This window comes from Streptomyces sp. NPDC058295 (assembly GCF_042880655.1).
Lineage (GTDB): Bacteria > Actinomycetota > Actinomycetes > Streptomycetales > Streptomycetaceae > Streptomyces > Streptomyces coriariae.
In genome coordinates this window covers 87,646-108,466 of sequence record NZ_JBHVYO010000002.1, presented here as the reverse complement: position 1 = coordinate 108,466, position 20,821 = coordinate 87,646, and the positions used below count along the sequence as shown (strand labels likewise).

Annotated in this window: 17 protein-coding genes; 9 read left to right on the top strand and 8 right to left on the bottom strand. The window is 72.0% G+C overall.

Annotation, left to right across the window (positions count from 1 at the left end; genetic code table 11):
• Positions 1-12: 12 nt before the first annotated feature.
• Complete coding sequence (locus ACFVYS_RS02840) at positions 13-2,208, top strand: 3-hydroxyacyl-CoA dehydrogenase NAD-binding domain-containing protein (protein ID WP_389498208.1); 2,196 nt, start codon at positions 13-15, stop codon at positions 2,206-2,208.
• Positions 2,209-2,220: 12 nt separating this feature from the next.
• Here the strand turns inward: ACFVYS_RS02840 and ACFVYS_RS02835 are convergent, their stop codons facing one another.
• Positions 2,221-2,964 (bottom strand): MerR family transcriptional regulator, encoded by a 744-nt coding sequence (locus ACFVYS_RS02835; RefSeq protein WP_389498206.1) that lies wholly within the window; start codon positions 2,962-2,964, stop codon positions 2,221-2,223.
• 219 nt (positions 2,965-3,183) lie between these two features.
• Here ACFVYS_RS02835 and ACFVYS_RS02830 point away from each other — a divergent pair, with 219 nt between their 5' ends.
• The 3 genes from ACFVYS_RS02830 (at position 3,184) to ACFVYS_RS02820 (ending at position 6,188) form a co-directional block, all read left to right on the top strand.
• A complete protein-coding gene (locus ACFVYS_RS02830; protein ID WP_389498204.1) occupies positions 3,184-4,659 on the top strand; it encodes an amino acid permease in 1,476 nt (491 codons plus the stop codon).
• A 66-nt stretch (positions 4,660-4,725) separates the two neighbouring features.
• Positions 4,726-5,208 carry a macro domain-containing protein gene (locus tag ACFVYS_RS02825; protein ID WP_389498202.1) on the top strand — a complete coding sequence of 161 codons (483 nt, stop codon included), beginning with the start codon at positions 4,726-4,728 and terminating at the stop codon, positions 5,206-5,208.
• Positions 5,209-5,213: 5 nt separating this feature from the next.
• Complete coding sequence (locus ACFVYS_RS02820) at positions 5,214-6,188, top strand: adenosine kinase (RefSeq protein WP_389498200.1); 975 nt, start codon at positions 5,214-5,216, stop codon at positions 6,186-6,188.
• Between the two features lie 43 nt (positions 6,189-6,231).
• On the opposite strand, the gene ACFVYS_RS02815 is transcribed toward ACFVYS_RS02820, so the two are convergent.
• The gene (locus ACFVYS_RS02815; RefSeq protein ID WP_389498198.1) at positions 6,232-7,728 is read right to left on the bottom strand and encodes a M1 family metallopeptidase; all 1,497 of its coding nucleotides are present in this window, start codon (positions 7,726-7,728) and stop codon (positions 6,232-6,234) included.
• Positions 7,729-7,929: 201 nt separating this feature from the next.
• Here ACFVYS_RS02815 and ACFVYS_RS02810 point away from each other — a divergent pair, with 201 nt between their 5' ends.
• Positions 7,930-9,876, top strand: coding sequence for a Xaa-Pro dipeptidyl-peptidase (locus tag ACFVYS_RS02810; RefSeq protein WP_389498197.1), 1,947 nt, complete (start codon positions 7,930-7,932; stop codon positions 9,874-9,876).
• 17 nt (positions 9,877-9,893) lie between these two features.
• On the opposite strand, the gene ACFVYS_RS02805 is transcribed toward ACFVYS_RS02810, so the two are convergent.
• Positions 9,894-10,856 carry an NAD(P)/FAD-dependent oxidoreductase gene (locus ACFVYS_RS02805; RefSeq protein WP_389498195.1) on the bottom strand — a complete coding sequence of 321 codons (963 nt, stop codon included), beginning with the start codon at positions 10,854-10,856 and terminating at the stop codon, positions 9,894-9,896.
• Positions 10,857-10,950: 94 nt separating this feature from the next.
• On the opposite strand from ACFVYS_RS02805, the gene abc-f reads away from it, so the two are divergent.
• Entirely contained in the window at positions 10,951-12,591 is a 1,641-nt protein-coding gene (gene abc-f / locus ACFVYS_RS02800) for a ribosomal protection-like ABC-F family protein (RefSeq protein ID WP_389498194.1), read from the top strand.
• Between the two features lie 97 nt (positions 12,592-12,688).
• Here the strand turns inward: abc-f and ACFVYS_RS02795 are convergent, their stop codons facing one another.
• Both ACFVYS_RS02795 and ACFVYS_RS02790 read right to left on the bottom strand, forming a co-directional pair.
• Positions 12,689-15,112: a Tex family protein gene (locus ACFVYS_RS02795; protein WP_389498192.1), complete on the bottom strand. Its 2,424-nt coding sequence runs from the start codon at positions 15,110-15,112 to the stop codon at positions 12,689-12,691.
• 81 nt (positions 15,113-15,193) lie between these two features.
• Positions 15,194-15,325 carry an LPFR motif small protein gene (locus tag ACFVYS_RS02790; RefSeq protein WP_252100555.1) on the bottom strand — a complete coding sequence of 44 codons (132 nt, stop codon included), beginning with the start codon at positions 15,323-15,325 and terminating at the stop codon, positions 15,194-15,196.
• A gap of 180 nt (positions 15,326-15,505) precedes the next feature.
• Between ACFVYS_RS02790 and ACFVYS_RS02785 the strand changes: the two genes are divergently transcribed.
• Both ACFVYS_RS02785 and ACFVYS_RS02780 read left to right on the top strand, forming a co-directional pair.
• Complete coding sequence (locus tag ACFVYS_RS02785; protein WP_389498190.1) at positions 15,506-16,477, top strand: GlxA family transcriptional regulator; 972 nt, start codon at positions 15,506-15,508, stop codon at positions 16,475-16,477.
• Between the two features lie 28 nt (positions 16,478-16,505).
• Positions 16,506-17,141 carry a DJ-1/PfpI family protein gene (locus ACFVYS_RS02780; RefSeq protein ID WP_389498188.1) on the top strand — a complete coding sequence of 212 codons (636 nt, stop codon included), beginning with the start codon at positions 16,506-16,508 and terminating at the stop codon, positions 17,139-17,141.
• On the opposite strand, the gene ACFVYS_RS02775 is transcribed toward ACFVYS_RS02780, so the two are convergent.
• Complete coding sequence (locus tag ACFVYS_RS02775) at positions 17,128-17,877, bottom strand: enoyl-CoA hydratase/isomerase family protein (protein ID WP_389498186.1); 750 nt, start codon at positions 17,875-17,877, stop codon at positions 17,128-17,130. The two genes, ACFVYS_RS02780 and ACFVYS_RS02775, sit on opposite strands and share 14 nt — an antisense overlap.
• 329 nt (positions 17,878-18,206) lie before the next feature.
• Here ACFVYS_RS02775 and ACFVYS_RS02770 point away from each other — a divergent pair, with 329 nt between their 5' ends.
• Positions 18,207-18,725 (top strand): ATP-binding protein, encoded by a 519-nt coding sequence (locus ACFVYS_RS02770; protein WP_389498610.1) that lies wholly within the window; start codon positions 18,207-18,209, stop codon positions 18,723-18,725.
• Between the two features lie 3 nt (positions 18,726-18,728).
• Here the strand turns inward: ACFVYS_RS02770 and idi are convergent, their stop codons facing one another.
• Together idi and ACFVYS_RS02760 are read right to left on the bottom strand one after the other, a co-directional pair.
• A complete protein-coding gene (gene idi, locus ACFVYS_RS02765) occupies positions 18,729-19,322 on the bottom strand; it encodes an isopentenyl-diphosphate Delta-isomerase (protein ID WP_389498184.1) in 594 nt (197 codons plus the stop codon).
• 186 nt (positions 19,323-19,508) lie between these two features.
• Positions 19,509-20,450: a cation diffusion facilitator family transporter gene (locus ACFVYS_RS02760; protein ID WP_389498182.1), complete on the bottom strand. Its 942-nt coding sequence runs from the start codon at positions 20,448-20,450 to the stop codon at positions 19,509-19,511.
• Positions 20,451-20,821: the final 371 nt, after the last annotated feature.

Here is a 20,821-nt window from a genome sequence, read left to right as displayed (position 1 = left end):
GGAGACCCCGTCATGACACAGAGCACCACCATCCGCTGGGAACAGGACCGCACCGGCCTCGTCACCCTCGTCCTCGACGACCCCGACCAGTCCGCGAACACCATGAACGCGGCCTTCCGCGCCTCCCTCGCGGCGGTCACCGACCGTCTGGAGGCCGAGAAGGACTCCATCCGGGGCATCATCCTGACCTCCGCGAAGAAGACGTTCTTCGCCGGCGGCGACCTGCGCGACCTCATCCGCGTCACCCCCGGTACGGCCCAGGAGCTGCTGGACGGCGGGCTGGAGATCAAGCGCAACCTCCGCCGTATCGAGACCCTCGGCAAACCGGTCGTCGCCGCCCTGAACGGCGCGGCCCTCGGCGGCGGCTACGAGCTCGCCCTCGCCTGCCACCACCGCGTCGCCCTGGACGCGCCCGGCTCGAAGATCGGCTGCCCCGAGGTCACCCTCGGCCTGCTGCCCGGCGGCGGCGGTGTCGTGCGCACGGTCCGGCTGCTCGGCATCACCGACGCCCTCCTCAAGGTCCTCCTCAAGGGCACCCAGTACAGCCCGCGGCGAGCCCTGGAGAACGGCCTGGTCGACGAGGTCGCCGACTCGCCCGAGGACCTGCTCGCCAAGGCCCGCGCCTTCATCGACGCGAACCCCGAGTCGCAGCAGCCCTGGGACCGGCCGGGCTACCGGATCCCGGGCGGCACCCCGTCGAACCCCCGGTTCGCCGCCAACCTGCCCGCGTTCCCGGCCAGCCTGCGCAAGGAGACCAACGGCGCGCCCTACCCGGCGCCCCGGAACATCCTCGCCGCGGCCGTCGAGGGCGCCCAGGTCGACTTCGAGACCGCGCAGGTCATCGAGGCCCGCTACTTCGTCGAACTGGCCGCCGGGCAGACCTCGAAGAACATGATCCAGGCGTTCTTCTTCGACCTCCAGGCCGTCAACTCCGGCGTCAGCCGCCCCCAGGGCGTCGCCCCCCGCCAGGTCCGCAAGGTGGCCGTCCTGGGCGCCGGGATGATGGGCGCGGGCATCGCCTACTCGTGCGCCCGCGCGGGCATCGACGTCGTCCTGAAGGACGTCTCCCTGGAGGCCGCCCTCAAGGGCAGGGCCTACTCCGAGAAGCTGTGCGCGAAGGCGGTCTCCCGGGGCCGTACGACCCAGGAGAAGGCGGAGGCGCTGCTCGCCCGCATCACGCCCACCGCCGACCCCCAGGCCCTCGCCGGCTGCGACGCGGTGATCGAGGCGGTCTTCGAGGACACCTCCCTCAAGCACAAGGTGTTCCAGGAGATCGAGCGGATCGTCGACGCCGACGCCCTGCTGTGCTCCAACACCTCCACCCTGCCGATCACCGCCCTCGCCGAAGGCGTCGAGCGTCAGGACGACTTCATCGGGCTGCACTTCTTCTCGCCCGTGGACAAGATGCCGCTCGTCGAGATCATCAAGGGCGAGCGCACCGGCGACGAAGCGCTCGCGCGCGCCTTCGACCTGGTCCGGCAGATCAAGAAGACGCCGATCGTCGTCAACGACTCGCGCGGCTTCTTCACCTCACGGGTGATCGGCCACTTCATCAACGAGGGCGTCGCCATGGTCGGCGAGGGCATCGAGCCCGCGTCCGTGGAGCAGGCGGCTGCCCAGGCGGGCTACCCGGCCAAGGTCCTGTCCCTCATGGACGAGCTCACGCTCACCCTCCCGCGCAAGATCCGCAACGAGTCCAGGAGGGCCGTGGAGGAAGCGGGCGGCGTCTGGCCCGGCCACCCCGCCGAGGCCGTCATCGACCGCATGGTCGACGAGTTCGGCCGCACCGGCCGCAGCGGCGGAGCCGGCTTCTACGAGTACGGCGAGGACGGCGGGCGGGCCGGGCTGTGGCCGGGCCTGCGCGAGCACTTCACGCGCGCGGACGCCGAGATCCCCTTCCGGGACATGCAGGAACGCATGCTCTTCGCCGAGGCCCTCGACACCGTCAAGCTCCTCGAAGAGGGAGTCCTGACGTCCGTCGCGGACGCCAACATCGGCTCCCTCCTCGGCATCGGCTTCCCCGGCTGGACCGGCGGGGTCCTGCAGTACATCAACGGTTACGAGGGCGACGCCGGGGTGGGCACCGGGCTCCCCGGATTCGTGGCCCGCGCGCGTCAGCTCGCCGAGCGCTACGGCGACCGTTTCACCCCGCCCGCGCTGCTGGTGGAGAAGGCGGAGCGGGGGGAGACCTTCACGGACGGGCGCTGAGCCGCCGGGCCGTCACGGGGAGCCGTCCGCCGGCGGCTCCCCGAGCCACTCCCGCAGCTCCTCCGTCAGCGACCGCTGGAAGGCCGTCAGCAGCGCCTGGACGACCAGGGGCTGCATGTGCGCCGACAGCGACCTCACCGCTTGCGCGTCGCGCTCCGGCACCTCCTCGCGCAGCAGCCGCGACAGCTCGTGGGCCGCGGCGCGTGCGTGGTCGAGGAGGACGGTCCGGGCCGCGCGGATCGCCTCCGGCGACAGCGGCACGTCGAGGAGCCGCACGCCGAGCCTCAGCAGCCCCGCGTCTACGCGGTACGCGTCCTCGCCGGCCGGGTCACCGTCACCGTCGCCGTCTCCGGCGCCCAGCACGCCCATCGCGGCGAGCCGGTCCACGTCCTCCTCGCTCAGCGGCCGCCCGGCCCGCCGCTGCAGCTCCGCGCGCGGCACCGTCTCCACCGCGTCCGGCGCCCACGAGGCCACCACGGCCCGGTGCACGGCGAGGTCGTGGGCGTCGAGACCGGGCGGCAGCCGGTCCAGATAGCGTTCGATCGCCGCCAGGGTCAGGCCCTGCCGGCGCAGCTCCTCGATCAGCGCCAGACGCGCGAGATGCCCGGCACCGTAGTGCCCCACCCGGCGCGGACCGATGACCGGCGGCGGCAACAGCCCCTTGGTGCCGTAGAACCGCACCGTCCGCACCGTGACCCCCGCCCGGGCGGCCAGCTCGTCGACCGTGAGGGCCGGGTCCTCGGTCTCGATCGTCATGTGCAGCAGTATCGCTGTCACACCGGTGCTGTGAAACCGGCCGCCCCCTGGTGGGCACCGTGTGAGAAGTGACGCGCTGTGACAAGGACCACCGCATGACCGCCGGTGCCTCTGGGAAGCTGCTGCCTTGGTCTGTGCCCCTACCCGGGAGCCGCGGGCCACGACCGTACGGACACCCGGGCACACCCCGCCCGGGCGCACCAGAGAGTGGTACCACCCGTGAGCAAGGACAGCGTGCGCACGGCCGACGTCGCCGCCCACCCCCAGGCGACCGCGACACCCGCGGACGCGGGCGACGCCGGCTACAGCAAGGACCTCAAGCACCGCCACGTCAACATGATCGCCATCGGCGGCGCCATCGGCACCGGCCTCTTCCTGGGCGCCGGAGGACGCCTGCACAACGCCGGCCCGGCCCTCGCGCTCGCCTACCTCGTCTGCGGCGTCTTCGCCTTCTTCGTGGTCCGCGCCCTCGGCGAGCTGGTCCTCTACCGGCCCTCCTCCGGCTCCTTCGTGTCCTACGCGCGCGAGTTCCTCGGTGAGAAGGGCGCCTATGTCGCCGGGTGGATGTACTTCCTGAACTGGTCGACGACCGGCATCGCCGACATCACCGCGATCGCGCTGTACACGCACTACTGGAGCATGTTCACGAGCATCCCCCAGTGGGTGCTCGCGCTCGTCGCCCTCGCGGTCGTGCTGGCCGTGAACCTGATCTCGGTGAAGATCTTCGGCGAGATGGAGTTCTGGTTCGCCATCGTCAAGGTCGCCACCCTGGTCGCCTTCATGTGCGTCGGCATCTTCCTGCTCGCCACCCAGCACCAGGTGGGCGGGCAGACGCCCGGCCCGAGCGTGATCACGGACCACGGCGGCCTCCTCCCGCACGGCATGATGCCCGTCGTCCTCGTCATGCAGGGCGTGATCTTCGCGTACGCCGCACTGGAGCTGGTCGGCGTCGCCGCCGGCGAGACCTCCGAGCCGGAGAAGATCGTCCCGCGCGCGGTGAACTCGATCATGTGGCGCGTCGGTCTCTTCTACGTCGGCTCCGTCGTCCTGCTCGCTCTGCTGCTGCCCGGCTCGGCCTACTCCGCCGACGAGAGCCCCTTCGTGACCGTCCTGTCGAAGATCGGCGTCTCGGGCGCCGGTGACGTGATGAACCTGGTGGTCCTCACGGCCGCCATGTCCTCCCTGAACTCCGGCCTGTACTCCACCGGCCGCATCCTGCGCTCCATGGCCATGGCGGGCTCCGCCCCGAGGTTCACCGCCCGGATGAACCGCAGCCAGGTCCCCTACGGCGGCATCCTGCTGACCTGCGGTGTCTGTGTGCTCGGCGTCGGGCTGAACTTCCTCATGCCCAGCCAGGCCTTCGAGATCGTGCTGAACATCGCCTCCCTCGGCATCATCAGCACCTGGGTGATCATCATGGTCTGCCACCTGGTCTTCGTCCGGCGGGCCAGGGCGGGCCTCGTCACCCGTCCCGACTTCCGGCTCCCCGGCAGCCCGGTCACGGAGATCGTCACGATCGCCTTCCTGATCGCCGTCCTCGGCCTGATGGGGAACGACCCCGAGGTCGGCCGCAAGACGCTCCTGCTGATCCCGGTGATCGCGGCCGCCCTGGTCGGCGGCTGGTACGCGGTCCGCAGCAGGGTGTCCAAGGCGACGGACGCCGAACTGACGGAGCTGTCCCGCCCCACGGAGTAACAGGCGGGGCAGCGGGCGAAGCAGCAGGTCGGAGCCACTGTCAGTGGCATCGCCTACGGTGGCGTCATGTCGGAGATCACTTACGTCCGGGGTGACGCCACCGTTCCGTCGGTGAAGGGTGCCAAGGTGATCGCCCATGTCTGCAACGACCTCGGGGGCTGGGGGAAGGGCTTCGTCCTGGCGCTGTCCCGCCGCTGGCCGGAGCCGGAGGCCGCCTACCGTGCCTGGCACCGCGAGCGCGCCTCGAACGGCTTCGGCCCGGGCGCGCTCCAGCTCGTCCAGGTGAAGCCCGACGTCTGGGTCGCCAACATGATCGGCCAGCGCGGTACCCGGACGGGCAGCAAGGGTGTCCCCGTGCGCTATCCGGCCATCGACACCGCCCTGGCCCGCCTCGCCGACCACGCGATCGAACTCGGCGCGTCGGTGCACATGCCCCGGATAGGCTGCGGTCTGGCCGGGGGCAAGTGGGCCCGCGTCGAACCGCTCGTCACCGCGCGGCTGGTCGAGCGGGGCGTGGCGGTGACGGTGTACGACCACGGGGAGGGGTAGCGCCCATGCGCGCCGACGACGAGAACACCGAGAGCACGAGCACCGGGAACGCGAGCACCGGGACCATCGAGCACGCCGAGGACATCGACGTCCTGGTCCTGGGCGGGGCGGGCGTCGACACGATCGTGTACGTACCGGAGCTGCCGCTCCCGTACGCCGACAGCTACATGATCGACGGCGGTATCCGCGCCCGCGCCGGACAGACCGGCGACTTCGTCGCCCTGGGCCTCGCCGCCCTCGGTCTGCGCACCCACCACCTCGACTTCCTGGGCGACGACCCCGAGGGAGACCTGGTCCGCGCCCTGCACCGGGACAAGGGCATCGCCCTCACCGCCGTCCCGCAGCCCGCAGGGACCAAGCGGGCGGTCAACCTGGTCGGCCCGGACGGGCGGCGGCTGTCGCTGTACGACAACAGCCGCGGGCGCCCGGACGACCGCTTCCCCGAGGACACCCTGCGCACCCTCGCCGCCGCGAGCCGTCACGCGCACGTGTCCATCACCCACCCCTGCGCCGAGGCCCTGCCCGTACTGCGCGAGGCGGGCGTCGGTATCTCCACGGACCTGCACAACTGGGACGGGGAGAACCCCTACCACGAGGCCTTCGCCTGCGAGGCGGACGTCGTCTTCGTCTCGGTGACCGCCCTGACCGACCCGGAGACGACCATGCGCCGCATCGCCGAGCGGGGCCGGGCCGAGGTGGTCGTCGCCACGGCCGGTGCCAAGGGCGCGTATCTGCTCACCGACGGCGAGCTGACCCACGTCCCGGCCGCCGTCCCGCCCGGCCCGGTGGTCGACTCCAACGGCGCGGGTGACGCCTTCGCGTCCGCCTTCCTCTTCGGCCGGCTGGGCGGCGAGCCGCCGCACCGGTGCGCCGAGTACGGTGCGCTGGCCGGCGCGTACGCCTGCACGGTGCCGGCCACGGAGAGCGCCGCCCTGTCGCGCGCCGCCCTCCTGACCCGAGCGGCGGCCACCGGGCGGTAGCACCGACCCGGGCGTTCGGGGCGGCAGCGGGCGGCGATCAGGCTCAGTGCTCGTGCACGTCGTTCGTCGCCGCGATCTTCTTCCAGGACTTCGGCTGCGCGGGAGCGGCCGACACCTTCGCGACCGAGGCCGTCCGTGCTGCCGCGGGCGTGGCCGGCTTCGCCGGCTGGAACAGCCAGGTGTCGAGCAGGGAGCCCAGTTCCTTCCCGGAGATCTGCTCGGCGTACTTCCGGAAGTCGGCGACGCTCGCGTTGCCGTACGCGTGCTTCTGCGGCCAGCCCTTCAGGACGGCGAAGAAGGCGTCGTCGCCGATCTCGTTGCGCAGCGCCTGGACCGCCAGTGCGCCCCGGTCGTAGACGGCGATGTCGAACTGGTTCGCCGCGCCCGGGTCGCCGGGCCTCACCGTCCAGAACGCGTCGTCGGCCGGGTGCGAGGCGTACACGTAGTCCGCGAGTTCCTGTGCCGTGCCCTCGCCCTCGTGCTCGGACCACAGCCACTGCGCGTACCGGGCGAAGCCCTCGTTGAGCCAGATGTCCTTCCACCCGGCCACGGACACGTAGTCGCCGTACCACTGGTGCGCCAGCTCGTGCACGACGACGGAGACGTTGGAGCCGTTCGCGAACTGCCGGGGGCTGTAGAAGGGCCGGGTCTGCGTCTCCAGCGCGTATCCGGTGTTCGTGTTCGGCACGTATCCGCCGAGCGCGTCGAAGGGATACGGCCCGAAGTACCCGCTGAGCCAGTCGGCGATCTCGCCGGTCCGCTCGATGCTCGCCCGCGCGGCGCCGGCGTTGTCGCCCAGGTCCTTGCTGTAGGCGTTCACGACCGGGATCCCGCTCTCGGTCGTCCCGGTCGAGAGGTCGAACCTGCCGACGGCGAGGGTGGCCAGATAGGTGGCCTGCGGCTTGTTGGAGCGCCAGTTGTAGCGGGTCCAGCCCAGTCGTGAACTCGTCGACTGGAGCGTTCCGTTGGAGATGGCCTGCGAGCCGTCGGGCACCAGCACCGACACGTCGTAGGTGGCCTTGTCGAGCGGGTGGTCGTTGCCGGGGAACCACCACCAGGCCGCCTCGGGCTCGTTGGCGCCGACCCCGCCGTCCGCGGTGCGGTGCCAACTGGTGAAGCCGTACGCCTGCTTCGACGACGGGATTCCGCTGTACCGCACCACGACCGTGACCGTCGCGCCCTTCGCCAGCGGGGTCTTCGGCGTGATCTCCAACTCGTGCTGGCCCGAGGTCGTGAACGCCGCGACGGCGCCGTTGACCCGTACCTCGCTCACGTCGAGCAGGAAGTCCAGATCGAACCGGGACAGGTCCTGCGTGGTCTTCGCCAGGATCGTCGCAGTCCCCTCCAACTCGTCCGTGGCCGGCTGGTACTTCAGCCGCAGGTCGTAGTGGGAGACGTCGTATCCGCCGTTGCCGTACGCCGGGTAATAGGGGTCGCCGGTGCCCGGGGCGCCGGGGGAGGCGCTCGCGGCCGATGCCGGGATCGCCAGCAACACGGACGCGGCAGCGAGTGCGCCCGGCGCGATGATTCTGCGGTGCACGAAAGCTCCAAGTCGTAGGTTCACGCGGTCTGTTCGGAGCCTATTGACTCCCTGTGTCCCAGGGCCTGCCCACCGCCACCCCTGTCACACGATCGCCATTCGGCCGTCATGGGCAGCCCCTCCGCGGGGGCGCTTTCCGGCCACAGCAGACCCACAGTTGCCCTCTTCTGTGCGGGAGTTGACCCGAGTACCGTCCCGCGCATGTCGACACGCATGCGCTTCACGATCTGGAGACCGCTCGCGACCGCCGCCATCACCCTCCTGGTGGCCTCCTTCCTCACCCCGGCCGCGGCCCACAGCGCCCCGCGCGAGAGCCGGCCCGTCCACTCCTACGAGAACGCCATCCGCGAGGCCGTCTGGGTGAACACCGGACTCGACGGCGACAGCGACGGGAGGACGGACCGCGTCGCCGTCGACATCGTCCGCCCCCGCGAACCCGCCGCACAGGGCCGCAAGGTGCCCGTCATCATGGACGCCAGCCCCTACTACTCCTGCTGCGGACGTGGCAACGACAGCCAGCGCAAGACGTACGACGCCGCCGGGAACGTCGTCCAGATGCCGCTCTTCTACGACAACTACTTCGTGCCGCGTGGCTACGCCTTCGTCGGCGTCGACCTGGCCGGCACCAACCGCTCCGACGGCTGTGTCGACGTCGGGGGACGCTCCGACATCCAGTCCGCCAAGGCCGTCGTCGACTGGCTGAACGGCCGGGCCAGGGCGTACACCACCCGCAGCGGCACCACGACCGCCGAGGCGGGCTGGACCAACGGCAGAACCGGCATGATCGGCAAGAGCTGGGACGGCACCATAGCCAACGGCGTGGCCGCCACCGGTGTGAAGGGCCTGAAGACCATCGTCCCGATCGCAGCCATCTCCTCCTGGTACGACTACTACTTCGCCCAGGGCGCCCCCCTCTACGACTCCGGACCCGACTGGCTCTCCGACTACGTCGACAGCCCCGAAGCCCGCGCCAAGTGCGCCGCCGTCCAGCGGAGACTCGTCGACGAGGCGCCGCGGACCGGCGACCTGACGTCGCTGTGGACCGAGCGCGACTACGTCGAGGACGCGCGCAAGGTGAAGGCCAGCGTCTTCCTCATCCACGGCCTGCAGGACCTCAACGTCCGCACCAAGCACCTCGGCCAGTGGTGGGACGCCCTCGCGAAGAACGGGGTCGAGCGCAAGATCTGGCTCTCCCAGACCGGCCACGTCGACCCCTTCGACTTCCGCCGCGCCGACTGGGTGGACACCCTGCACCGCTGGTTCGACCACGAACTCCTCGGCTACGACAACGGCATCGACCGCGAACCCATGGCCGACATCGAACGCCACCCCGACCAGTGGGTCACCTCCACCGTCTGGCCGCCGCACGGCACCCGGACCGCCACCCTGCGCCCCTCCACCGGCGCCGAGCCCGGCGTCGGCACCCTCGGCCTGCGCAGGGGCACGGGCACCGCCTCCTTCACCGACGACCCACGGCTGAGCGAGACCGAGTGGGCCGCGCGGATCGACACGCCGACCCCCGACAAGGCCGGATTCGTCACCGGGCCCCTCACCCGTGACCTGCGCCTGTCCGGCTCCTCCCGGGTCACCGTCACCGCCACGCCCACCACCGCGACGGCCCACCTGACCGCCGTCCTGGTCGACCTTGGCCCCGACACCATCCGCGACTACGCGGCGAGCGGCGAGGGCATCGGCACCCTCACCGGCCGCACCTGCTGGGGCGCGAGCACCACGGGCGACAGCGCCTGCTTCCGGGAGACCGCCGCCAGGACCGCCGACGTCGGTCAGACGGTCGTCAGCCGCGGCTGGGCCGACCTCGGCACCTACGCCGACCCCGGCAAGGGCGTTCCGCTCACCCCGGGCAGGGCGTACACCCTCACCCTCGACCTGGCGGCCACCGACCATGTCGTCCCGGCCGGCCACCGGCTCGCACTGATCGTCGCGGGCACCGACAGGGACCTCATCGACCCGCCCGCCGACACCCCCACGCTCACCCTGGACCTGTCCCGCACCTCGGCCCGGGTCCCGTTCGTCGGAGGCGCCGACGCCTTCGCCCGCGCCACGTCCGGATCGGCGGCGGCCGCCACCCCCGACGCCCGGTCCCTGGACGGCGTACGGACACCGCACCACACGTACCGGATCCCGTAACACCCACCGCATGCGGGTCAGGAGGCGGCCGGGAGCACCAGCCCGGCCGCCTCCTCCGCACAGCCCCACGCCACGGTCACGCCCGCCCCGCCGTGCCCGTAGTGGTGCACCACCGTGCGCCCGTCCGGCAGCTCCGCCCGCTCCAGGCGTACCGTGCCCCGGACCGGCCGCAGCCCGACCCGGTGCTCCAGGATCCGCGCCCCGGCGACCTCCGGCCGCAGGGCCGCGCAGCGCCGCACGATCGCCTCGGCCACCTTCGGATCCGGCTCCAGCGACCACACGTCGTCCTGCGCCGTACCGCCCAGCAGCAGCCGCCCGGCGTGCGGGAAAAGATAGGCCGTCTCGCCGTCCGGGCCGGTGGACACGAGCCAGGTGTCGATGCCGGGGTTCTCCACGACGACGAGCTGCCCCCGCACGGGCCGCACCGACGGGTCCGACACCAGCCGGCCGGCGTCCAGCCCCGTGCAGTTCACCACCACCGGCGCCTCCGCCTCCGCGAGGTCGGTCACCGTGCGCTCCTCGACCGAGCCGCCCGCCCGCAGCAGCCGCTGCCGGAGCCAGGGCAGATAGGCCGACATGTCGATCAGCGGCAGCCGGGCCCGGACGCCGGTCCCCGCGCCGTACTCACGCGCCGTCGTCCGGCGCAGCCCGGCCAGCCGGCCCGCCGCCCAGCCCTCGACCTCGTCCAGGTCCGTCTCGCCCAGGATCCCGTCGACCAGGCGCACACCGGTCTCCCCGGGCCGCTCGGCGAGCTCCTCGTAGATCTCCAGCGAGCGCAGCGCCCACGGGCGCGCCCGCGCCATCGGCTCGATGTGGTACGGCCACCACAGGGCGCCGGCCACCGCTGAGGTCGTCCGCTCGACCGGGTCGCGCGTCCAGACCCGGACCCGCAGGCCGCGCTCGGCGAGCACGACGGCCGTCGCCAGCCCGATGACCCCGCCGCCGACCACGATCACATCGCCGCTCAACCGAGTGTCCACGCCCGGACGTTAACCGACCGCACCGCCGGACAGCGAGATCGCGGGGGAACCGGCGCGACCGCACCCCCGGACGGCCACTAGGATCTACGACCTGATGACTGCCACCCTCGTCGCAAAGAACCTCGCCGCCGGCCACGGCGACCGCTCCCTCTTCTCCGGGCTCGACCTCGTCGTCGCCCCCGGGGACGTGATCGGGCTGGTCGGTGCCAACGGCGCGGGCAAGTCCACCCTGCTGAAGCTGCTCGCCGGGCTCACCGTGCCCGAGGAGGGCGAGCTCAGGCTCTCCCCGCCGACCGCGAGCGTCGGCCATCTGCCCCAGGAACCGGAGCGCCGCCCCGGCGAGAGCGTGCGGGACTTCCTCGCCCGCCGCACCGGCGTCGCCGAGGCACAGCGCACCATGGACGAGGCCACCCAGGCCCTGGTCGACGGAGCGCCCGGAGCCGACGACGCCTATGCGACGAGCCTCGAGCGCTGGCTCGACCTCGGCGGCGCCGACCTCGACGAGCGCGCCGAGGAGGTCACCGACTCGCTCGGTCTCGGAGTCGGCCTCGACCAGCCGATGACCTCCCTGTCCGGCGGTCAGGCCGCCCGCGTCGGCCTCGCCTCCCTGCTCCTCTCCCGCTACGACGTCTTCCTCCTCGACGAGCCGACCAACGACCTCGACCTGGACGGCCTGGAGCGCCTGGAACGCTTCGTGAAGGGTCTGCGCGCCGGGACCGTCGTCGTCAGCCACGACCGCGAGTTCCTCACCCGCACGGTCACCAAGGTCCTCGAACTGGATCTCGCCCAGCAGCAGATCAACCTCTACGGCGGCGGCTACGACGCCTACCTGGAGGAGCGGGACGTGTCCCGCCGGCACGCCCGCGAGGACTTCGAGGAGTACGCCGACAAGAAGGCGGCCCTGCAGGACCGCGCGCAGACCCAGCGCTCCTGGATGGACAAGGGCGTGAAGAACGCGCGCCGCAAGGCGAGCAACGACAACGACAAGATCGGCCGCAAGTTCCGCAGCGAGGCCAGCGAGAAGCAGGCCGCGAAGGCCCGGCAGACCCAGCGCATGATCGAGCGCCTGGAGACCGTCGAGGAGCCGCGCAAGGAGTGGGAACTGCGCATGGAGATCGCGTCCGCGCCACGCTCCGGCGCGGTGGTCGCTACTCTGCGCGAGGCCGAGGTCCGACGCGGCGACTTCACCTTGGGGCCGGTGTCCCTGCAGATCGACTGGGCGGACCGGGTCGCGGTCACCGGCGCGAACGGCGCGGGCAAGTCGACCCTCCTCGGCGCGCTCCTCGGCCGGATCCCGCTGGACGCCGGACAGGCCACCCTGGGCTCGGGCGTCCTGGTGGGCGAGGTCGACCAGGCGCGGCAGCTGTTCCACGGCCCCGAGTCCCTGCTGGAGGCGTTCCGGGCGGCCGTGCCCGACACCGAACCGGCCGAGGTACGCACCCTGCTGGCCAAGTTCGGCCTGAAGTCGGACCATGTCACGCGTGCGGCGGCCACCCTGTCACCCGGCGAACGCACCCGCGCGGCCCTCGCGCTGCTCCAGGGCCGGGGTGTCAACCTCCTCGTCCTCGACGAGCCGACGAACCACCTCGATCTGCCGGCGATCGAGCAACTGGAGTCGGCCCTCGATGCCTACGAGGGCACGCTGCTCCTGGTCACCCACGACCGGCGCATGCTGGACGCGGTCCAGGTCACGCGTCGCCTGGAGGTCGCGGACGGCAAGGTGACCGAGCGCTAGGGCACCCCGAGGCGCGTCCCCGTTCCACGGGGACTGCCGAGGACTGCCGAGGACTGCCGGGGCCCGGCGGGCCGGGCCCCGGTGCCGTGCGTCGCTGTCAGCGGCGGCCCTTCTTGGGGTCGACGAGACCCGCCCGGCGCAGTGCGTCGGCCATCGCGCTGTTGCCCGGAGCAGGAGCCTGGCGCGAACCTCCGCCGCCTCCGCCTCCGCCTCCGCCTCCGCCGGCGCCTCCGCCGCGCTGGCCGCCCTGCTGTCGCTGCTGCGGCGGACGTCCGCCGCCGCGCTGCGGTCGGCCCCCGCCGGAGGACTGGCCCTCACCGCCCTGCGGGGCCGCCTCGTCGTCCAGCCGCAGCGTCAGCGAGATCCGCTTGCGCGGGATGTCCACGTCGAGGACCTTCACCTTGACGATGTCACCGGGCTTGACGACGTCCCTGGGGTCCTTGACGAACGTCTTCGACAGCGCGGACACGTGCGCCAGGCCGTCCTGGTGGACACCGACGTCGATGAACGCCCCGAAGGCCGCCACGTTCGTCACGACCCCCTCCAGGACCATCCCGGAGGACAGATCGGAGATCTTCTCCACGCCGTCCTTGAAGGTGGCCGTCTTGAAGGCGGGCCGCGGGTCGCGCCCGGGCTTCTCCAGCTCCTTGAGGATGTCCGTGACGGTCGGCAGACCGAACGTCTCGTCCACGAAGTCCGTCGGCCGCAGCGAGCGCAGCACACCCGTGTTGCCGACGAGGGACGCCACCTCCTGGCCGGAGGTCTTCACCATGCGCCGCACCACCGGGTACGCCTCCGGGTGCACGCTGGAGGCGTCCAGCGGGTCGCTGCCGCCGCGGATGCGCAGGAAGCCGGCGCACTGCTCGTACGCCTTCGGGCCGAGCCGCGCCACCTTCTTCAGCTCGGAACGGGAGGTGAAGGGCCCGTTGGCGTCCCGGTGCGCCACGATGTTCTCGGCGAGTCCGCTGGAGATGCCGGACACCCGGGACAGGAGCCGCGCCGAGGCCGTGTTGACGTCCACGCCCACGCCGTTCACGCAGTCCTCCACCACCGCGTCAAGCGAACGCGACAGCTTCACCTCGGACAGGTCGTGCTGGTACTGGCCGACGCCGATCGACTTGGGGTCGATCTTCACCAGCTCGGCGAGCGGATCCTGGAGCCGGCGCGCGATCGACACGGCGCCGCGCAGCGACACGTCCATGTCGGGCAGCTCCTGGGAGGCGAAGGCGGAGGCCGAGTACACGGAGGCCCCCGCCTCGGACACCATCACCTTGGTGAGATTCAGCTCCGGGTGTCTGGTGATGAGTTCACCGGCGAGCTTGTCGGTCTCGCGGGACGCCGTGCCGTTGCCGATGGCGACCAGGTCGACCGCGTGCTCCTTCGCCAGCCGCGCGAGCTTGGCGATCGCCTCGTCCCACTTGTTCGCCGGGACGTGCGGGTAGATCACGTCCGTGGCGACGACCTTGCCGGTCGGGTCCACGACGGCGACCTTCACGCCCGTACGGAAGCCGGGGTCCAGGCCCAGCGTCGCGCGCGTGCCGGCCGGGGCGGCGAGCAGCAGGTCGCGGAGGTTGGCGGCGAAGACATTGACGGCCTCGTCCTCGGCGGCGGTGCGCAGCCGCAGCCGGACATCGATGCCGAGGTGTACGAGAATGCGGGTGCGCCAGGCCCAACGGGCCGTGTCCGTCAGCCACTTGTCACCGGGCCGGCCGCGATCGGCGATCCCGAAACGCTGGGCGACGATCCCCTCGTACGACGAGGGCCCCTCGGTGGGCTCCTCCGGCTCCAGGACGAGGTCGAGGACCTCCTCCTTCTCGCCGCGCAGCATCGCCAGGACGCGGTGCGAGGGCAGCGCGGTGAACGGCTCGGCGAAGTCGAAGTAGTCGGCGAACTTGGCGCCCGCCTCCTCCTTGCCGTCGCGCACCTTGGCGGCCAGCCGCCCGCGCCCCCACATGCGCTCGCGCAGCTCGCCGATCAGGTCGGCGTCCTCCGAGAACCGCTCGGTGAGGATCGCCCGCGCGCCGTCCAGCGCCGCCTGCGGATCGGCGACGCCCTTGTCGGCGTCGACGAACGCGGCGGCCGCCGCGAGCGGATCGACCGTCGGGTCGCCGAGCAGCCCCTCGGCCAGCGGTTCGAGGCCCGCCTCGCGCGCGATCTGCGCCTTGGTGCGCCGCTTGGGCTTGTACGGCAGGTAGATGTCCTCCAGCCGCGCCTTGGTCTCGGCGCCGAGGATCTGCGCCCGCAGCGCGTCGGTGAGCTTGCCCTGCTCGCCCACCGACTCCAGGATCGCCGTCCGCCGCTCCTCCAGCTCCCGCAGGTAGCGCAGCCGTTCCTCGAGCGTGCGCAGCTGCGCGTCGTCGAGCATCTCGGTCGCTTCCTTGCGGTAGCGGGCGATGAAAGGCACCGTCGAGCCGCCGTCGAGCAGCTCCACGGCGGCCTTCACCTGCCGCTGCCGTACGCCGAGTTCCTCGGCGATCCTGCCTTCGATGGACCCTACTTCGATGGACCCGGGTGTCGTCACGATCCCGTACCGCCTTCTCCACTGAGGTTGCGCGGCAATTGTGGCAGGTGACACCGACACTCGGGGATCAGGGCGCGGTCATCAGGCCCTGCGGCTCCTGGTGGAGCCCGAGGCACCGCCGAAGAGCCGGGCCAGCGCCCGGAAAGGCAGCGTCACCACGGTGGCGATGGCGCCACCGATCTGGCGCAGGACGTCTGCGATGGCACGGAACACGAGCTTCCCCTTTGCGTTCTTCGTCCGACGTTCTTCGTCCGACGTTCTTCGTGGCCCGGCCGCTCCGGCCGAGAAGTAACGGGTACCTCGAGATCGTCGGGACATGCCGGCGAGTCGTGGCAGGAAAGGTGGGGAGCCCGTCATTGCCGCCCCGCGCCCCGCCCGCGAAGAATCGTCCCCATGCCGCAGCGAACCGTTTCCACCGTTCTCATCGTGCTCTTCGACGGAGTCCAGAGTCTCGACGTGACCGGCCCCCTGGAGGTCTTCGCGGGTGCCGAGCGGCACACCCCGGGCACCTACCGGATCCGTACGGCGTCCCTGGACGGCACTCCCGTGCGCACCTCCAGCGGGCTGACCCTCGTACCGGACGAGGCCCTCACGCGCGCGTGCGACCCGCACACCCTGCTCGTCCCCGGCGGCCGGGGCACCCGCCGCCCGGACACCGCGCCGCTGACGGACTGGCTGCGCGTGCGCGCCCCGCGCGCGGAGCGCCTGGTCTCGGTCTGCACCGGCGCGATCCTGCTCGCCGCCGCGGGTCTGCTGGACGGCCGACGGGCGACGACCCACTGGGCGTACTGCGACCGGCTCGCCCGCGACCACCCGGCCGTGCGGGTCGACCCGGACCCGATCTACGTCCGGGACGGGCACGTCCACACCTCGGCCGGCGTCACCTCCGGCATCGACCTGGCCCTCGCCCTGGTCGAGGAGGACCTCGGCCGCGACGCGGCGCTGACCATCGCCCGGCACCTGGTCGTCTTTCTGCGCAGGCCCGGGAACCAGGCCCAGTTCAGCGCGCAGCTGGCCGCCCAGACGGCCGAGCGCGCGCCCCTGCGGGAGGTCCAGCACTGGATCACCGAGCATCCTGCCGCCGACCTGAGCGTCGAGTCGCTCGCCGCCCGCGCCCTGCTCTCCCCGCGCCACTTCGCCCGCGCCTTCCGTGACGAGACCGGCATGACGCCCGGCCGCTATGTCGACCGGGTCCGCCTGGAGCACGCCCGCCGCCTGCTGGAGGACACGGCCGACGGCGTCGAGGAGATCTCCCGCGCCAGCGGCTACGGCACCCCCGAGGCCATGCGGCGTGCGTTCGTCAAGGCGCTCGGGGCGCCCCCGGCGGAGTACCGCCGCCGGTTCCGTCCCGCGCCCGTCCACTGAAGCCCCTTCAGCCCGGTGAGAGGAACCCGTGCAGATCGCCGTCGTCGTCTACGACCGCTTCACCGCCCTCGACGTCGTGGGCCCGTACGAGATGCTCTCCCGCGCCCCGGGCGCTCAGACCGTCTTCGTGGCCGAGGAGAGGGGGCCCGTCCGCACGGAGACCGGCTTCCTGGCCGTCACCGCCGACCGGACGCTGTCCGAGGTCCCCGCCCCCGACATCGTGATCGTCTCCGGGGGGCCCGGCCAGAGCGCGCTGATGGAGCACGAGCCCCTGCTCGACTGGCTTCGGACCGCGGACGCCACCAGCACCTGGACGACGTCCGTGTGCTCCGGCTCCCTGCTGCTCGCCGCCGCGGGCCTCCTCGAAGGCCGCCGGGCCACCTCCCACTGGCTGGCTCTGGGGCAGCTCGAGGCGTTCGGTGCCGAGCCGACCGGCGAACGGGTCGTCTTCGACGGCAAGTACGTCACCGCGGCCGGCGTCTCGTCCGGCATCGACATGGGACTGGCCCTGCTCGGCCGGATCGCGGGCGACGACCATGCCCGGTCCGTCCAGCTGGGCACCGAGTACGACCCGCAGCCGCCCTACGACGCCGGCGCCCCGCACAAGGCACCCGCCCACCTCGTGGAGAAGCTGCGGGCCCGCAGCCGCTTCATCCTGACGTAGTCCAGGTGAAGCGCGGCTCCCTGCGCTCCAGGAACGCGGCGACGCCCTCCGCGGTGTCGCCGCTGCCGCGCGCCTGCGCGCTCCAGTGGGCGTCCCGGTCCCCGCGGCCGTTCGCGAACTCCTTGGCGGCGGCCTGTGTCAGCTGCGAGCGGGACACCAGCACCCGGGTGAACTCCGCGACCCGTTCCTCGAGTCCGTCGACGGGCAGCACCTCGTCGACCAGACCCGTGCGCAGCGCCCGCTCGGCGTCGATCAACTCTCCGGAGAACAGCAGGTACTTGGCGGTGGCCGGGCCGACCAGGGACACCAGGCGCCGGGTGGCGGTGGACGGGTAGACGATCCCGAGCTTCGCCGGTGTCACCCCGAACCGCGAGCCCTCCTCGGCGAACCGCAGGTCACATGCCGCGGCGAGCTGGGCGCCACCGCCGACGCAGTGCCCCCGGACCGCCGCCAGGGTCGGCTTCGGGAACGCCGCCAAGGCCTCCTCGGCACGCACCGCCAGCTCCTGCGCCTCCTCCGGCGACTCCCGGAGCGTGGAGATGTCGGCCCCCGCGCAGAAGGTGCCACCCGCGCCGGTCAGCACCAGCGCCCGTACCGCCGGGTCGGCGGCCAGGGTGTCGAGCAACGGGGGCAGCGCCGCCCACATCGCGGCTGTCATGGCGTTGCGCTTCGCAGGGTGGTGCAGGACGACGGTGGCGACCGCGTCGGTGACGCCGTGCAGCAGATCGGGCTCCATGCCCCGGATGCTAACCACCAGCCCGTACGCATGATCGGAACGGCCTGTGTGAGAGGCACGACACCGGCGGCCGAGGGAGCCGGAGCCGACCATCGGGAACCAATGGCGGCCGAAGGGGAGGAGCGTCGCCGCCGAACCCGTACAACCCGAAGAGTGCGCGAAGTCGGCGCGGAGAGGACAGAAAACGGTCCCGCGGCCGACTCCGTCATCCGGGGCCGGTCGGAAACGTTCGATAACTGCTGACTTCTGTTCAGTCATCCGGAGGGGAGTGCCTCGGTACCAACACTTCACGTGTGGTGACAATCGAGCGCGAGGGTGGCGACCGGACGATGGACGATCAAGGGCGCGGGCCCGACCCACGCCCAGCGGGCTCCCCGGGCGAACCCTCCGAATCCGCTGCGGAGGCCGGGCCCCGGCCGCTGCCCTACGAAGGCGTCTGGCGGTTCACCGCGCCCGCCGTGGACGCCTCGGTCCCGCAGGCGCGACACGCCGTGCGGGACCTGCTGTACCGCCAGGGGGTGCCGGTCTCCGACGACCTGGCCCAGGGACTCCTGCTGATCGTCTCCGAACTGGTCACCAACGCCGTCCGGCACGCGGCCGTGCTGTCGCCGGTGCTCGCCGTGGAGGTGGCGGTCGGGGCCGAGTGGGTGCGGGTGTCGGTGGAGGACAACCACCCCTACCGTCCGACCGCCCTGGAGACCGACCACGGCCGCACGGGCGGCCGGGGACTGCTGCTGGTGCGGGAGATCACCCTGGAGGCGGGCGGGGCCTGCGACGTCGAGCACACGTCGGGCGGCGGCAAGGTGATCTGGGCCGCCCTGCCGCTCAAGCCCGTGCGGGTGCCCTGAGGGTCACCAGCCGGCCGACGGCCCCGTCAGCTCTCTGACCGCCGGCCGTGCCGCGTCCAGCACGGTCATGAACCAGGACGAGAACGTGCCCCCGGCGTGCCGCTCCGCCAGCTCGGCGGGCGTCACGAAGGCCGTGTCGCCGACCTCCTCCGCGTCCGGCCGCAGCGGGGACTGCACCAGCCCCACGAACAGGTGGTTGTACTCCTGCTCGACCAGACCCGACTTCGGGTCCGGGTGGTTGTAGCGGACCGTGCCCGCCTCGGCGAGCAGCGACGGGGAGACTCCGAGCTCCTCGAAGGTGCGCCGCGCGGCCGCCGCGAACGGCGCCTCACCGGGGTAGGGGTGACCGCAGCAGGTGTTGGACCACACACCGGGGGAGTGGTACTTGCCGAGCGCCCGCTGCTGGAGCAGCAGCCGGCCCCGCTCGTCGAAGAGGAACACGGAGAAGGCGCGGTGCAACTGCCCCGGCGGCTGATGGGCGGCCAGCTTCTCCGCGGTGCCGATCGTGACGCCGTTCTCGTCGACCAGCTCCAGCAAGATCGCGTCCGCGGTGCCGTTCGACGACGTCTGTGTCGCGGTGGCAGGTGTGATCGGCATACCCATCCTTAGCATCGGTCCTCGCGTCCCCAGTCTGCCGTACGCGTCCGGCACTCCCGGCACTTCACGCGAAAGCGCGCATGTCCCGCGCGGCAAGGGACCCGGTAGGTGATCTTGCCCGGCGCCGGGCGCGGGGAACCGTCCGGAACGTCTGTGCGATCACGTGACGCGGCGGCCTGTGCACGCTCAGTGACAGAGCCGTGCCTCGTGTTCCGCGTGGCCGCTCGGCTCCAGCTGGAAGGTGCAGTGCTCCACGTCGAAGTGGTGGCCCAGGCAGCCCTGGAGCTCGTGCAGCATCTTCTCGTGGCCGATCGCGTTCAGTACGTCCGAGCGCACCACCACGTGCGCCGACAGCACCGGCATCCCGGAGGTGATGGTCCACGCGTGCAGATCGTGGACGTCCTGAACCCCGTCCAGGGCGAGTATGTGGGACCGCACCTCCGCCATGTCGACGTCCTTGGGAGCCGACTCCAGCAGCACGTCGAGCGTCTCGCGCAGCAGCTTCACGGTGCGCGGCACGATCATCAGGCCGATGACGAGCGAGGCGATCGGGTCGGCGGTCTGCCAGCCGGTGGTCAGGATCACCACCGCCGAGATCAGCACCGCCACCGACCCCAGCGCGTCCGCCGCCACCTCCAGGAACGCCCCGCGCACGTTCAGGCTGTCCGCCTGGCCGCGGATCAGCAGCGACATCGAGATCATGTTCGCGACCAGGCCGATCCCGCCGAACCAGATCATCAGCCCGCCCTCGGTGGTGGCGGGAGTGAAGAACCGCTGGACCGCCTCGTACAGGACGTAGCCGCCCACCCCGAGCAGCAGCAGACAGTTGGCGAGGGCGGCCAGGATCTCGGCGCGGGCCAGTCCGAAGGTGCGGTGCGCGCTCGGCGGCCGGTTGGCGAAATGGATGGCGAGCAGCGCCATACCCAGACCCAGCGCGTCCGTCGCCATGTGCGCGGCGTCCGCGACCAGCGCGAGGGAGTCCGCGAGCACCCCGCCCACGATCTCGACCACCATGACGCCGAGCGTGATCGACAGGGCGACGCGCAGCCTGCCCCGGTACGCCGCCGCGGCCGTGGCGGTGGCCGGCACGTGGGTGTGCGTATGGCCGTGGTCGTGCCCAGCCCCCATGGAAGCAGCCCTTCTGTGGTCCGTCGTGGGCCGTCGCGTTCTGCCCCGCGATCACAGTGAACTACGGGTGGGGGGTATCCGGCAACGCGGCACTGAACACCGTTGTCATGTGCCCTGACCTGCGTAAACGAATCGCAGGTCAGGGCATCCTCATCTGCTGTTCGGCGGGGTGCGCTCGCGGGCCCGGCGCGCGGCGGGACAACGCCCGCGACGGCGACGCGCACCCCGGCCCGGTCGTGACCTCGGTCATGGCGCCCGTGCCGGATGCGCCCTGTGCCCCCGATACCCCGAAGTGCGCCGTGTATCCGTTCCGGCGGTGATGAGCCATGTCATACCGGAAGGTCCCGTCGCCGACCGGTACGGACGCTCCG